Source organism: Halomonas tibetensis (assembly GCF_042643535.1).
GTDB lineage: Bacteria > Pseudomonadota > Gammaproteobacteria > Pseudomonadales > Halomonadaceae > Halomonas > Halomonas tibetensis.
The window spans coordinates 18,182-33,291 of the sequence record NZ_JBHRSQ010000039.1; the positions used below are offsets into that span (position 1 = coordinate 18,182).

General features: G+C 61.1%; 10 protein-coding genes and 1 tRNA gene. 7 read left to right on the top strand and 4 right to left on the bottom strand.

Annotated features, from left to right (window positions below):
• The first annotated feature begins 51 nt into the window (after nt 1-51).
• The 3 genes from ACFODV_RS15855 (at nt 52) to ACFODV_RS15865 (ending at nt 1,651) form a co-directional block, all read left to right on the top strand.
• Nucleotides 52-128, top strand: a tRNA-Pro gene (locus ACFODV_RS15855).
• Nucleotides 129-360: 232 nt separating this feature from the next.
• Entirely contained in the window at nt 361-1,323 is a 963-nt protein-coding gene (locus ACFODV_RS15860; protein ID WP_379761177.1) for a hypothetical protein, read from the top strand.
• Between the two features lie 40 nt (nt 1,324-1,363).
• Nucleotides 1,364-1,651, top strand: coding sequence for an STAS-like domain-containing protein (locus ACFODV_RS15865; protein WP_379761179.1), 288 nt, complete (start codon nt 1,364-1,366; stop codon nt 1,649-1,651).
• A 160-nt stretch (nt 1,652-1,811) separates the two neighbouring features.
• Here the strand turns inward: ACFODV_RS15865 and ACFODV_RS15870 are convergent, their stop codons facing one another.
• On the bottom strand, nt 1,812-3,815 hold the full coding sequence (locus ACFODV_RS15870; protein WP_379761181.1) for an OmpA family protein: 2,004 nt from the start codon (nt 3,813-3,815) through the stop codon (nt 1,812-1,814).
• 675 nt (nt 3,816-4,490) lie between these two features.
• On the opposite strand from ACFODV_RS15870, the gene ACFODV_RS15875 reads away from it, so the two are divergent.
• From ACFODV_RS15875 to ACFODV_RS15890, 4 genes are all read left to right on the top strand, one after another.
• Nucleotides 4,491-6,380 (top strand): sensor domain-containing phosphodiesterase, encoded by a 1,890-nt coding sequence (locus ACFODV_RS15875; RefSeq protein WP_379761183.1) that lies wholly within the window; start codon nt 4,491-4,493, stop codon nt 6,378-6,380.
• A 175-nt stretch (nt 6,381-6,555) separates the two neighbouring features.
• Nucleotides 6,556-7,149 (top strand): biliverdin-producing heme oxygenase, encoded by a 594-nt coding sequence (locus ACFODV_RS15880; RefSeq protein ID WP_379761185.1) that lies wholly within the window; start codon nt 6,556-6,558, stop codon nt 7,147-7,149.
• Nucleotides 7,150-7,206: 57 nt separating this feature from the next.
• Nucleotides 7,207-9,264, top strand: a complete 2,058-nt coding sequence (locus ACFODV_RS15885) for a diguanylate cyclase (protein WP_379761187.1) — start codon at nt 7,207-7,209, stop codon at nt 9,262-9,264.
• Between the two features lie 82 nt (nt 9,265-9,346).
• A complete protein-coding gene (locus tag ACFODV_RS15890) occupies nt 9,347-12,439 on the top strand; it encodes a bifunctional diguanylate cyclase/phosphodiesterase (RefSeq protein WP_379761189.1) in 3,093 nt (1,030 codons plus the stop codon).
• 194 nt (nt 12,440-12,633) lie between these two features.
• Here the strand turns inward: ACFODV_RS15890 and ACFODV_RS15895 are convergent, their stop codons facing one another.
• From ACFODV_RS15895 to ACFODV_RS15905, 3 genes are all read right to left on the bottom strand, one after another.
• The gene (locus ACFODV_RS15895) at nt 12,634-13,086 is read right to left on the bottom strand and encodes a universal stress protein (protein ID WP_379761191.1); all 453 of its coding nucleotides are present in this window, start codon (nt 13,084-13,086) and stop codon (nt 12,634-12,636) included.
• Between the two features lie 94 nt (nt 13,087-13,180).
• On the bottom strand, nt 13,181-14,695 hold the full coding sequence (locus tag ACFODV_RS15900) for an SLC13 family permease (RefSeq protein ID WP_379761193.1): 1,515 nt from the start codon (nt 14,693-14,695) through the stop codon (nt 13,181-13,183).
• A gap of 146 nt (nt 14,696-14,841) precedes the next feature.
• Nucleotides 14,842-15,081, bottom strand: coding sequence for a hypothetical protein (locus ACFODV_RS15905; RefSeq protein ID WP_379761195.1), 240 nt, complete (start codon nt 15,079-15,081; stop codon nt 14,842-14,844).
• Nucleotides 15,082-15,110: the final 29 nt, after the last annotated feature.

A 15,110-nucleotide genomic window follows, 5' to 3' on the forward strand; every position in this document is an offset into this window, starting at 1 on the left:
CGTCGCGCTGCGGGTATAATTCGACCCCGTTGAGGCGCAAGCTCAGCGCATCGGAGTATAGCTCAGCTTGGTAGAGCGCTGCCTTCGGGAGGCAGAGGTCGTAGGTTCGAATCCTGCTACTCCGACCAGAAAACATTGTAAAGACGGCCACTTAGCTCACAAGAGCAGTGGCCGTTTTTCGTTCTCGGCTTTCTAGGTTCCACACAGGTTCCATGCGTCGGAAAATCGCCGACTAGGTTCTCACCCGACTGGAAGTAAGGATACATTTGTGACGACCCGCTCAGCCGGCTAACTGGCTTTATCGAGCCCTTCGCTAGGCACCATCTCCCAGCGGAAAACCACTCGACCCGAGAGGACGTGATGCAGCAAGGATTAGCGTCAGCAGTCAAGAGACAGCATGAGATCACCCCTACCGAAGGTGGCAAACTACGCATCCCACGAGGCTTCCTGACGCCTGGCTTCATCACGGCAGCCACCAGCCTGGGCCACACCTACCGCGTTACTGGCATAGAGTTTGCCAACCCCGGCTCTCATCAAGGGTACTTCTCTGCATTACAGGTGCCCTTCATGCTGTTCGGAGCAGACGACTTTGCCATGGCCCGTCCGAACAGAGGCTCACGCTACAGCCCCATGCAGATGCTGGAAAACGCTGCTGACGTTGATCGCGCTACAACGGAGACTGCTGACTGCATTCGTCATCACACGGGGGACCTCCCCGGCATTGGCCGATTGTGTAACGTCATTGGAGAGCTGCATGATAACGTCCGCGCCCATGCCAATGGGGCCGGCTTCTCAATGGCGCAGCTCTGGAGCTACAAGGGCCAGTACGATGTGATCGAGTTTGCCGTCGTGGATGCCGGCAAGGGGTTTTTCCGAGAGTGCCAGCGCCGAGCCGTGCCGGGCGTGACGGATCACGTCAGCGCCATTGACTGGTGCTTGCGCAAAGAGCATTCGACCAAGGACATCGATCACGAGGATTTCGCCCAGCAGCAGCCCGAAGACGCTATGGGCAACCCATTTGGTCAAGCCACAGACGTCATGTACCGCCATGACGGCAATCATCACCAGGGGCTCGGCCTGGACCAGCTGATGAACCTCGTGCGTCACTACGATGGAGAGCTCTGGATCGCCAGTGGAGACACCTTGCTCAGCTCCACACCGGCAACGCGGGCAGAGTACGAATTCGGCAGCTATGCTGCAGTGCCACACTGGCAAGGGGTGGCCATCGCGTGTAGATTAAAACTCAGCGAGCTTGGTAAAAACATCGAAGAAGAGCCTCTGTCAGATGATGTGCAGAGCATTCTGGACGATATGACTTTTTGAAACGCGCTCTCACCATGCCGCACCATAAGGGGGCAAGAAAATGACTAACACATTGAAATATAAAGGCTCCTTGGCTAATCGAACCACCGCAGCTCAGGAGAGGGCCCGGATTGAGGCGATTGCCCGCCACGGCGAGCAGGTCGTGCTTGATTTCAGCGACGTCATATCGCTCTCCGGCTCCTACGCCGACGAGCTTTTCGGCGTGTTCACACAGCGCCACGGGGTCCAAGCACTGAAAAGCACCCTCAAGATCAAGGGTGCCAGCCCAGCTGTCACGCGGTCTATTGGGCTGGCTATCCAACAGCGGATGACCGCCAGCGCCGCCTAAGCCTTGCTACAGACGCACCGAATCCCGAACCCGCCGCCATGGCGGGTTTTCTATGGTGCGCCAGGCATGGCTCGCAGCGCCTGACTGGCGCATCATCAAAAAAGCCGACGGACGATTTGTCTGTCGGCTTTTTCGGCTCCTTGACCTCACATCCTGCCTCTCAGAGGCTGGTAAGTCTTGCATCGATCAATGGTGTGATTCGCCTGACGCTGGCGCGTCGGTTTACCTGGCTGGGTCCCTGTGTATCCAGCTTCAGATAGCGCTCACCGTAGCCTTGTACGATCAGATTTTCCGGGGGGATGGCGAAGTATTCGGTGAGTGCCAGGGCGACGGCTTCTGCTCGACGATCTGACAATCCCAGGTTCATCAAGTCGGATCCAACGGCATCGGCATGGCCCTCGACCAGAAAAATCTCATCTGGGTTCTGCGCTATGACCTCGGCCATGGTGTTCCCGATCAGCCCCAGTGCTTCGGCCTCGGAGGGTTGAATGGCCGACGAGCCGGTGGCGAACTGGATAACGTCGAGATCGATACGCGGCATCATGTCACGGACTCGAGCGCTTTCCCGAACCTGGCGGAGCGTGAAGACGCGATCTGTCTCCTGTACCGGCGGTGCCAGCAGTGCTTCGCGCAGGATCTCCTGGTCTGCACGGCGGTAATCGACTATGTAACGATCTTCCGGGAGGTCGTAACGCAGGGGAGGCAGGGATTCCTCAACGTCGACAGAAGACATCCAACTATCGGTCTTGCTCGTTTCGTCGATGAGTAAGATAGCGGAGCCGTCGGGCAGATAGCGAGTGCGCTTGAGGACGAAGCCACCGGAATCACGAACGGTCACGATTTGGCTGCCATCATCGCGAGTGATGGTGGAGCGGGTGATGCCATCGGCAAAGGATTCGTTCGTCTCGGTGACGCCAGGGCGGCGCAGCAAGAGATTCTCGTCCTTGCGCACAAGCAATTCACCGTCGCGTTCGACGATCATGCGGTCACCTTGATTTTCGACGACCCGTCCACCGAGTTGGGGAACCAGGGCGCCGACAACGGCACCTGCCGCAGCGGCTCCCAGGTATTTCCATATCTGGTTGTCGTCATCATCAGCGTCGGACGCCGACACTGCCTTGGCTTCCTCGTCGCTGGAACGGGTGCTCTCCGAGGTCACGACGGTTTCTGACGTCGAACTGGCTTCCTGGGTGTCGAGGGTGGCAGCAGCGGCGCGGGCGTCTGCCTCGGCCTTGGCCAGTGCTTCCGCGTCTGCCTTGTCCTGGGCCTCCTTCTCGGCCAGGGCGTCTGCCTCGGCCTGTTCGGCAGCTTCCTGCTCGGCGGCGGTGTATGCCGCTGCTTTTTCGTTGGCTTCCTGCTCGGCGAGGGCGTCTGCTTCGGCCTGCTTGGCGGCTTCTTCTTTAGCGAGGGCGTCAGCTTCAGCTTGGGCGATGGCTTCCTGCTCGGCTAGGGCGTCGGCTTCGGCTTGCTCGATGGCCAGCTGCTCGGCTTGGGCAGCCTCGGCTTCTGCCTGAGCGTCGGCTTCGGCTTGTTCGATGGCTAGCTGCTCGGCCTGGGCGGCATCGGCTGCTGCCTGGGCATCGGCTTCGGCTTGCTCGATGGCCAGCTGCTCGGCCTGGGCGGCATCGGCTTCTGCCTGGGCATCGGCTTCGGCTTGTTCGATAGCTTCCTGCTCGGCCTGGGCGGCATCGGCTTCGGCCTGGGCATCGGCTTCGGCTTGTTCGATGGCTAGCTGCTCGGCCTGGGCGGCATCGGCTTCTGCCTGAGCGTCGGCTTCGGCTTGTTCGATAGCTTCCTGCTCAGCCTGGGCGGCATCGGCTTCTGCCTGGGCATCGGCTTCTGCCTGGGCATCGGCTTCGGCTTCGGCTTGCTCGATGGCTAGCTGCTCGGCCTGGGCGGCATCGGCTTCGGCCTGGGCGTCGGCTTCTGCCTGAATGGTAGCTTCCTGCTCGGCGAGGGCGTCCGTTTCAGCCTTGAGGATCGCTTCCTCCTCAGCCAGAAGTTCTTCCTCTGTCTTGGTGTCAGGTTCGGTAACTTGAGCGAGCGTAATGATCTCCATATCGGTAGCCGACGCCTGGGTTACCTGGGCAAAGGCTGGGCTCATCAACGACAGTGAAGCCAAGATGACGGCGGGCTTCCTAAGAAAGCGCATACGATGTTTCATATCAGATCTCCTGAATCAGCACTGCCCGGGCATCGTGTTGGTTGTCTGAAATCAACGGTGCCAGCGCGGCTTTCTTCACGATGATAGTGATCGAGGAATTTCCGGCTAGCCAGCGGGTGCGCTAGCTATCATTGGGAATGGTTCTAGCAAGGAAGGGAGGAGTGATCCGTGTCGAGCAACGCTTTCTGGCAGGAAGGGTCGAGATGGCGTGTCGACATGGGGCGTTTCCATTTTTTTGTCAAGACTTTACTGTGGACCATAGCATCACGACCATCAGTACGCCGGCACACATAGGCGTCCTATTTTTTCGTTCATCGCAGTTCGCTCAACTGCAATAGCCCTGCGACTGGTCGGCGAGTCCGGTATCCATCAGATGCACCCTGGGGCTCTTGATCAGCCGCGGAAGATGGGGGGATACCATGTCGCGCCTCTGCCAGCGTTCAGTTGCTGGCTAGTCCATTGTCCAATTGCTTACAGGATTATCGTCCAACTCCTGTATGGTCTTACGTTAGAGTGCGTTTCCTGCACGAGACGTCGTAGGCTCAGTTTAGGAAATTCCCTGCCTGGCGCTGCTTTCGCTACCCTCAAAGGCACTCCTCACACTGTGGGGCACTGCATGACAGGCCCTGAGTGTACGGACGTCGAGAAGACCGTCATAGACCTGGCCATCTGTTCATGAAGGCGGGGGACAATGCTGCTCGACATCGAAGGGACAGAACGACATCAGGGAGTTTAGCTGTGGTCGAACGCAATAGCAGTGGCATACCCCCATTCGACGAGAAAAAACGACTTGCCGAACTTCACTCTCTCGACATCCTAGATACCCCACCAGAGGAGGGTTTCGATCGCTACACGCGTCTCGCGTCAGAGATCTTCAAGGTGCCCATGGCCATGGTTTCGCTGGTCGATGAGGATCGACAGTGGTTCAAGTCATCCGTCGGGCTGGAGGTGGGTGAAACGCCCCTCGAGGCATCTTTCTGCGTTCATGCCCTAAAACAGGACATGCTGGAGGTCCCCGATACCCTGCAAAACGATGTTTTCCACCACCATCCCGCCGTGACAGGCAGTCCCTTCGTTCGTTTCTACATGGGTGCCGTGCTGCGCGGCCCCACCGGCCAGCCCCTCGGCACCCTGTGCATCATGGACACACACTCTCGCTATCTCACCCGTTTACAGCGTAACTGGCTGAGAACCTTTGGCCACCTGGTCGAGGAGTTGATCAATCACAACCACGCTCTGAGCGTAGGCAGTCAGAAGGAGCATTCGGACAGCTACAGCCAAAGCTACACTCACATCGGCCTTCCAGCAGAAGCGCTGTTCAAAGATACCCTTGCTAACTTGCTCCGCCTGTCGAACAAGGAGGAATATTACCTGGCCGTGCTGTATCTGCGCCTGAACCGTCTCGACGAGATTAGTCGCACCAATAGCCGCTTCACCCGGGACACCATCTTGCACTGCCTGGCGGAGCGTCTGAGTGCGCCCAGCAACAAGGTGCTGGCAACTGGCCATTTGAGTCTGGCCTGCTTCGGGGCAGTCATATCGCTGCCTTCAGTAGGTGACTTCTTCGACGTGATCATCCCCATCGTCAACGATCTCTCCAGACCCATCGAACTGGACGAGATGACGGTTCGCCTGGATGTTGATGTGGGCATCAGCCTGTCCCCGCTCGATGGTCTGACGTCTGAGGACCTGCTGGAAAGGGCACGTGCCGCCCTCAATGAGCCGATATCCCCTGAAGGCGTGCATGTCTTCAGTCATGAGGCCGAAAAAGCTGCGCTTCGTCGACACGCGATCGAACAACGCCTGGAACCGGCGCTGTTGAATAACCTCTTGAGCCAGCACTACCAGCCCCAGATGCTTGCCGACGGCAGTCGCATCGTCGGTTTCGAGGCACTAGCGCGCTGGCAAGATGAGGAACTGGGCAGCGTGAGCCCGGGAGAATTCGTGCCTGTTGCCGAAAAGAGCCGCCGGCTGTCAGGGCTGCTGATGGAATGGTCGCTCAGAATGGTCTGCGAAAAAGCGCAGCACTGGCCACTCCAGCCCAGTGATGCCCCGCTGCGGATAGCCATCAACGTTCCCGCCGATCAGTTCTCTCAACAAGGCTTCGTCGAGTGGGTCCTCGCCACCCTGGAGGAGCATCGACTCTCACCTGAGCGCCTGACCCTGGAACTGACCGAGGTAAGTCTGCTGACCGATGTCGACAAGGCGATTCAGACCATGCGCGATCTCCAGGATCACAACATCGCCGTGGCCTTGGATGACTTCGGTACCGGCTATTCGTCACTGAGCTATCTCAAGAACCTGCCGATCGACACCCTCAAGATCGACAAGAGCTTTATCGACGACCTGCCCGACGATTCACGCGCCATGGAGCTGGTCAACGGAATCATCCGAATCATTCATGGCCTGGGGTTGCAGGTTGTCGCCGAAGGGGTCGAGACTGAGGCACAGCGCGCCGTGCTGCAGGAATTGGGGTGCAATGTGATCCAAGGCTTCCTCTTCAGCCGACCCGTCGCGGCCGATAATGCCCTGACGTTGTTCAACCGCTGGCAATCCGATATGTGAGGGTAGCATTAACGATGCCTTCCCGAGCGGCCGCAGAAGCGCATTCCACCCCATCACGGATGGACGAGGATACTCTGCCTTACTGACGGCCTCTTCCCATGGCCGATGCGACGCGCCATGCTGAGAATGCCCCGCTGGCCAGCGAGGCCCGACAATCTTGGAGGCAGCTCACTGCGTGATCAAACCCCGTCCGCCACTCCTCGATAGCCTACGACGCCATACCCGCGCCGACCACCATGGCCTGGACGACCACCCAATGCTGGTACGCCTGGTTCGGCCAGGGCTCGACCTCGACGACTATGCCGAGACGTTGCGCGCCCTGCATCCGGCGCAGCAGAGACTGGAAGAGCTCGCCGCGAAGACTCTCCACCATTTGGCAATGGCGTATCCTTTCGCTTCCAGGATGGGGGCGCTCGAGTCAGACCTTGCGCGTCTTGGCTTGTCGTCACCCGCTGCGCCGGGATGGAGGCCAGAGCCACCGGCAACGCTCGCCGAACTGGTGGGTCTGCTGTATGTCCTGGAAGGCTCGCGCCTCGGCGCCAGGATCATCGCCAAGAGGATCCGTGCCTCGCTGGGCGACGGCATTCCGCTATCCTTCTTCGACAGCGCCGATGGCGAGCGGGTCTGGTCGGTTTTTTGTGACTTTGCCGTCACCCATTGCCCGATGGAAGAGGCCGAGTTGGCTATCCGCGCAGCCCGCCAGGCATTTGGCGACTTCCTACAGCATCTCGATATGCCTCGGGTACTTGATGTGTCGACCATCGACTGACACGACTCTGGCGTCTGCCCATGGCCAATCCCTGAACCCACCGCCTGGAGTTCGCGCATGCCCAACACCCATTACAGTGATGCCGAGATCGCCGCCGCCCTCGAGGCCTGTGCTCGTGAACCAGTGCATATCCCCGGGGCCATCCAGCCAATGGGGTGCCTGGTGAGCCTGGATGCCGACCTGGGACGCATTCGCCAGGTCAGTGCCAATATCGAGGATTTTCTGGGCATCAGCGTGGCGGATGTCCTGGCCGGCGAGCCCAGGACGGTACTGGGCGACGAGTTGATGGATCTCCTCGACACTGAACTGGTGAAGCAGGACAGCTCGGCTTCCGTTCTTACCGCCACCGCTCAGGTCGATGTGCAGGGCAAACGCCACCGTTACCATGTAGTGGCTTATCCCAGTGGCGACGCGTTCGTCGTGGAAATGGAATTCGAGATGTACCCGGAAGGACATCGCCTGTTGGACAAGGTGAACGACTGGCTGGTCGAAGTGGGGAAGATAGACGACATCGATACCCTTTTCGATACTCTGACGCGACGGGTACAAGAGTTGACCGGCCACGAGCGGGTGATGGTCTATCGGTTCGACGAGAACTGGAACGGTCGGGTGATCGCCGAGACCCGTCTGCCCGCGGCGGAGAGCTTCCTCGATCACTACTTTCCAGCCAGTGATATCCCCTCCCAAGTACGACGCCTCTATGACATGAACAGGGTGCGCAGTATCCCCGATGCCCTGGCGTCTCCGGTTCCCCTGGTGCCACCCTGTGGCCCTGACGAGGCATTGCCACTGGACATGTCGCGAGGGGTGCTGCGCGCCGTGGCGCCGATTCACCAGGAGTACCTCACCAACATGGGCGTCGGTGCCTCGCTATCGGTGGCCATGCACGAAGAGGGGAAACTCTGGGGGCTGCTAGCCTGTCACGGTCTGGCACCCAGGCCAATCGAAGCCGACCTGCGTGATGCGCTGTGTGCCCTGGTTCAGGTCACCATGCCGCGAATGATGCTACTGCTGGCGCGAGCAGACACCGGCCTCCTTCACGCCATCCATCAGAGCAACGAGACTTTCTCCTATGAAAAAAAACACCTTTTCGGACCGGATGATCTGATCCAGCACCAGGGCGGACGATGGCTCGAGCTCCTGGATGCCAGTGGCATCGCCCTGGTTAACGGGAAGCAAAGCATTGGCACGGGAGCCCTGCCGGCCGAGGAGAATCTGATCGCCATGGCCAACTGGCTCGGCCGACACCAGCGCCGCGATGCGCCCTGGCATACCCAGGCCCTGGGAGAGACACCCCTGGCGCCTTGGCAGGAGGGCGATCTCTGCGGGCTGCTTGCCGTGGCCCTGCCCGCCGAGTCGGCCCACTGGCTGATGTTCTTTCGCCCCGAGCAACGCCACAGCAAGCGCTGGGCCGGCAAGCCCGAGGATACCCCCATGATCCGCGACGGGCAGCTGGTCCTGACGCCCCGCCGTTCCTTTGCCCAGTGGCAGGAAGAGGTCAGGGGGCGCAGCCTCGCCTGGCGCGCCATCGAGTGCCGTGCCGCCGGGGACCTCGCCAAGAACCTGGCCGTGCTGACCTCCAGCCACGAAATCAACAAGCTCAATGAAAAGCTCAAGAGCCTTGCCTACAACGACGGCCTGACCGGCATCTGGAACCGCTACCGGATGGAGCAAGCAATCGACGCGGCGCTCAATGCCGCGGAGCGCCATGACAGGCCCTTTGCGGTTTTGCTATTCGATATCGATCACTTCAAGCATTTCAACGATGCATACGGCCATGAGGCCGGCGACGAGGTGCTGATAACGCTATGCCGTGTCCTGCAGAACAGGCTGCGCCCCACCGACAACCTGGGCCGCTGGGGCGGCGAGGAATTCATCGTGCTGGCCAGCGATTGCGACCTGGTCGGCGGCATGCATCTCGCCGAGCGCCTCAGGCAGAGCGCTGAAGAACTGGACCTGGGCAATCTCGGCGGAGTGACCATCAGCATCGGCGTGGCCACCTGGCGCCCCGGGGACAGTCGCAAGACGCTGGTTGCCCGGGCCGATCAGGCCATGTATCGGGCCAAGGAAGGGGGCCGCAACCAAGTGGAAGCCGAAGCGACAAACGTCGAGTAGGCAAAACGCCTCGTTGGAGCGCATGTCTGTTACGAAGCCGATAAGCTGAGCTTGCTGGGCTGACGCAAGGATGTTCTGGGATATGGATGACGTACTGTCTCACACCAACGAGGAATGGTTCGAACGCGACCACTGGCGCTTACGTCGACGTGCCATCGCTCTCTACCTGGTCGCCTTGTTGGCCCTGCTGCTGTTTTTCACCAGCATCCTTCTGGACCAGCATCGGGGTGACCTTGAAGTAGGCCGCGAGCTTACTCGTGCTCGGGCCGATCTGGTGGCCGAGTGGGTGGCCACGACCTTCGCCGTGAGCGATCACGCGCTGGGAGGTCTTTCACAGCTGTATGACGCTCCTCTGGCGCGGGTCGTGAAGGATTCGTCACTCGCCCCGGCAGACGTCGAAGCCCTGTTGGCCGGTCAGCGTGACCGGCTCGCCTTCATTGACGAGCTAACCCTAGTCAATGCCCAGGGGCATGTTATTGCCTCTTCTGCGGCCTACTGGCCGCCTGGTTTCGACGTCAGTGGCCTGCCCTATTTCCGGGCCTTGCAGGCTAGCATCGAGCGCGATGAACTGGTCACTCCTCTCTATTGGTCGGCCCTGAGCCAGAACTTTCATGTGGTGCATGCCCGGCGCCTCACCGGCCCGGAGGGTGACCTTCGAGCCCTGGCCGTGCTGCAGCTCAACCCCGTCATCTTCGGTGAGGTCCTTGAGCGATTGAACATGACCCGGGGTGAGAGCATCGCCATCGTCGATACCGAAATGCGTCTGATCACCCGCCGGCCGATCTTTGGTGAGGGAGACGCCATGGATATACTCGGCACGCCGATCACCGAGCCCTTGACGCGTGCCTTCCTTGCCAGCGGCGAAGCAACGACGACCCTGCGCACGACCTCGCCGCTGGATGGCAGCGAGCGCCTCTACACCATGCGACGGGTGGAAGGGTTGCCATTCCTGGTGGTAGTTGGTGAGCAACTCGAGGTGTTACTGGCGGGCTGGTGGCAGCGGCTCTGGCTGCTGGTCGGTATCTATCTGGTAGTGGCGGCGCTGGGATGGTGGCTGCTGCGCCACTACCTCAACCGACTGCGTCTAGAGGATGTGCTTCGCCGGCATTTTGTGGAGCTCGACCAGTCTCGACGCAAAGTGCAGGATCGAGAGGCGCGGCTGAAGGCCCTGATCAATTCGATGCAGGATATGATCTTCGTGTTCGATGGCCGGGGACGCTTTGTCTATGTTCATGCCGTTGATCCGGATCAGTTGCTTACGGATACCGGAGACCTGCTGCAGCGACACTATAGCGACGTCTTGCCCGACGTCGTGGTGCAGCAAATCAACCGGGCCCTGGCCGATCTTCAGACCACTGGCGAGCCGGTGGAGACCGAGTATCGCCTTATCCTGGACGGTGTGCCTCGCGACTTCCATGTCATCTTGAGCCCTCTATCCGAGGAGAATGAGGGGTTCAGCGGGGTGCTGGCCGTGGTGCGTGATGTGACGCAGTCCCGCGCCGCCGCCGCCCAGCTGCGCATCGCCGCAATGGCCTTCGAGACCCATCTGGGCATGACCATCACCGACGCTAAGGCCAATATCCTCAAGGTCAACAGTGCCTTTACCCGCATCACCGGCTACACCGAAGAGGAGGTGCTTGGCCGTAATCCGAACCTGCTCAGTTCCGGCCGACAAGACGAAGCCTTCTATCAGCATCTTTGGGCGTGTGTGCACGAGAAGGGCAGCTGGCAGGGTGAGATCTGGAACCGGCGCAAGAACGGCGAGGTGTACCCCGAGTGGCTCACTATCAGCGCGGTGCACAACGAGGCTGGAGATCTGACCCACTTTGTGGCCACGTTCAACGACCTTACCGAGCGTAAGGCCGCCGAGGCGGAGATCCATCAGCTCGCCTTCTACGACCCCCTGACCGGGCTGCCCAATCGCCGGTTGATGCTGGACCGTCTCGAGGGTGCGCTCAAAGATAGCTATCGCAGCGGTCAGTTTGGCGCGCTTCTTTACATCGATCTGGACAACTTTCAGCAGATCAACGACACCCTTGGGCACCATGCCGGCGACCAGTTGCTGCAACAGATCGGAAAACGTCTGTGCGAGGTGTTGCGTGTGCACGATACCCTGGCACGACCGGGGGGTGATGAATTCGCCGTGCTGTTGCACGACTTGGGTAGTGACCAGCTGCGAGTGGGGGTTGTGACGGAACGCATCGCCAATAAACTGCTCGAGGCGCTCCGTTCACCGTTCATCCTGGCCGGGAATTCGGTGACGACAACCGGCAGCATCGGCGTCACGATTTATCGTGATCACGGCACGACCCTTGACGAGATCCTCCAGCAGGCGGATATGGCGCTCTTTCAGGCCAAGCAGAGCGGGCGCAATAGCCAGTGCTTCTTCGATCCTGCCATGCAGGCCCAGCTTCATGCGCGTGCCCGGCTTGAGGGCGACCTGCGCCAGGCATTGGCCAACAACGAGTTCCTGATCCATTACCAGCCACAGGTGGACGTTGAGAGACGCATGATCGGCGTCGAGGCATTGCTGCGCTGGCAGCACCCGCAGCGCGGCATGATCTCTCCCGGGGAGTTCATTCCCCTGGCTGAGGAAAACCGGCTAATCGTGCCCATCGGCAACTGGGTGCTGGAGACCGCCTGTCGTCAACTGGTGGCCTGGGCAGGGGATCCTGCCAGGGCCGATCTCACGGTCTCGGTAAACGTCAGCCCCCAGCAGTTCCGCGAAGAGCAGTTTGTCGAACGTGTATTGGCCACCCTGGACCGCACCGGCGCTGACCCTGCGCGGCTCAAGCTCGAGGTGACCGAAAGTCTTTTCGTCAAGGATCCCGATGATGTCCGCGAGAGCATGATACGTCTCAAAGAATACGGGGTGACCTTCTCCCTTGACGACTTCGGCACCGGCTACTCGTCGCTCTCCTATCTCAAACGCCTACCTCTGGACCAGCTCAAGATCGACCAGTCCTTCGTGCACGACCTGCTGGAAGACGAGGCGAGCGCGGCCATCGTCGCCAGCACCATCGTTCTCACCGAGAGCCTGCATCTTGCGGTGATCGCCGAAGGGGTCGAAACCGAGGAGCAGCGGTCGTGGCTGTTGGCGCATGGCTGCCGTACCTTCCAGGGCTACCTGTTCGGACGGCCAGTGCCAGTGGACGCACTTTTCTTTCCATGCTGATACGTATCAGGAAAAGAGCGGGGGCTTAATCTCCACGGTTCTGAACACCTTGGCCACTTAGCTAGCGTCCAATGGCTGCCTGACGCTGCTTTCGCCACCCCTGAAGGCACCCACAGCGCGTTGGCGCCGTGCCGGACGTTGAGCAGTAAAAAGCTCGCCCGGCACGGCATCTCGTTGGAGGGGGCGGGATTTGATCAGGTTACGGTGATAACGGTGCAGTCGGCGATGTGGCTGATCTTGTGGGAGACGCTGCCGAAGACCATGCCGCGCATGTCACTGATCCCACGGCTGCCCATGACGATGACATCGGCGCCCAGCTTCTCGGCCTCCTTGTTGATCAGATCGGCCGGACGCCCCTGCCGCATGACTTCCTTGACCTCGATGCCGTTGAGATCGACCGCGGCGAGTGCCTTATCGATGACTTTGTGGGCCTCCTGCTTCATACCTTCGGCAAGCTTCTCGCGCTCGACCTCGGAGAAGGGCTCAGGAGTGCCGCCGGTGAACAGGCCAATGTTATCGGGGGGAAACTCGGCGACGGTCATCAGATGGAGGGTCGCGGAAGACGCTCGGGCCAGCTGAGCGGCAACGCTAAGTGCTTTCTCGGCATGGCTAGAGCCGTCAACCGGAACCAGTATGGTCTTGAACATGGGATGTCTATCCTTCTTGTAAGGCGTGAAAGCGGGATACAAGGCTCCCTTGCTTCCAGCCTAGACGCTCGCGGCCGATCGGCAATGTCCTGGATCAAGCCCCCCAGCCGAAACCCAGGATCGGCATCGCCAGGGCGAACACCACCAGGGTGATGACCATCAGGGCCGCGACGCTGATCAAGGCCCCGGCGCGAACCATTTCGGCGACGCTGAGCTTGCCGCTGGCAAACACCACGGCATTGGGCGGGGTGGCGACCGGTAGCATGAAGGCGCAGCTCGCCGCCATGGCCACCGGCACCGACAGCAGCAGCGGGCTGGCTCCCAGACTGACGGTCAGCGAGGCGGTCAGCGGCAGGATCGCCGCCGCGGTAGCGGTGTTGCTGGTGACGTGGCTCATCAGCATGACCGCCAACGAGACCATGGCCACCATGGTCCAGGTAGGCCAACTGCCGAAGGCACCGAGACCCTCGGCCACCACCGCGGCCAGGCCGCTCTCCTCGATGGCAGTCCCGAGACTCAGCCCCCCACCGACCATGATCAGCACGCCCCAGGGCAGGTGCTTGGCGCTGTCCCAGTCCATCAGGAACTGACGCTGGCGCCAGCGTGCCGGCACCACGAACAGCAGCAGCGCACCGATGATGGCGATACCGGCATCGCTGAGTTCCACGCCCAGGGCCCGCTCCAGCAGCGGGCGAGTGACCCAGGCCAGGGCTACCAGGGCAAAGATCGCGGCAACACGCTGTTCGGGTCGTGTCATGCGCCCTAGATCGCTGGCCTGGTCGGCCAGCATCTCTGACACACCGGGCATCTCGCTACGCTCCACCGGGTAAACCAGGCGGGTCAACAGCCACCAGGCCAGTACCAGCAGCAGAAGCGAGGGGGGCACGGCCACTGCCATCCACTGGGCGAACCCGATCTCGATCCCGTAGCTGTCGCCCATGAAGCCGGCCAGCAAGGCGTTGGGCGGCGTGCCGATCAACGTGCCCATGCCGCCAATGTTGGCCGCCAGGGCGATGCCCAGCAGCAGGGTGAGCGCCATGTTGTGGGTCGCCCCCGCGCCGCCCTGGCGTTCCAGCATGGCCAGCACCGAGAGGCCGATGGGCACCATCAACGCCGCGGTAGCGGTATTACTGACCCACATGCTCAGCGCCGCCGTGGCGAGCATGAAGCCGGCCACCAGACGATCCGGCCGGCTGCCCGAGATGCGCAGCACCAGCATGGCGATACGCCGGTGCAGCCCCCAGCGCTGTATCGCTTCGGCCAGCATGAAGCCGCCAAGGAACAGGAAGATCAGCGGATTGGCGTAGGGCACGGCCACCGACTGGATCGTCCCCACGCCGAGCAAGGGCAGAAGCGCCACAGGCAACAGCGCGGTCGCCGCAATCGGTACCGGTTCCAGCACCCACCACACCGCCATCCAGGCGGTCAGCGCCACCACCTGCCAGGCCGCCGGGGGGATGCTCGCCGGTGCCTCGACCCACAGCAGCAGCGCTGCCGCCAGGGGACCGAGCAGCAGGCCGACGGTGATCTTGAGGCGCTCGCGCCGGGCCTGTCGCAGCTCCTGTTCCTGGCTCGCCTCCTTGTCGTCACGGGTCTCGGGGGTGTTCATCGCATGCTTTCCTCTATCGCTTCCCAGCGGTCCAGACAGTTCCACGCCAGCTCCCAGGGAGAACAGGGAGAAAGCGCAATAACGTGATGAGGCAGCCGAGCGGGATCAACCGGATCAGACTCGGCCTCCACGCGCAGCAAGAGGCCTCAGGCGTCGCCGTCATCATCGGCCAGACGTCGCGCCAGGGACTTGCGCGCCCTGTTGCGGCGGTAGAGACGCACCAGCGCAATACACAGCGCGCTGGTGACCATGGCCGCCAGGGTCCAGCCCTGCCAGAAGCGGGCAGCGTCACCCATCATCGTCTCCAGGGTGAGGATCAGGATGAAGCCCAATGCCTGGCTGGCGATGGCCAGGGCGCGCAGGGTGTCGAAAGCTGGCTTGGCCATGAAGGCTCCCGTGACGAGGGTGGGTAACG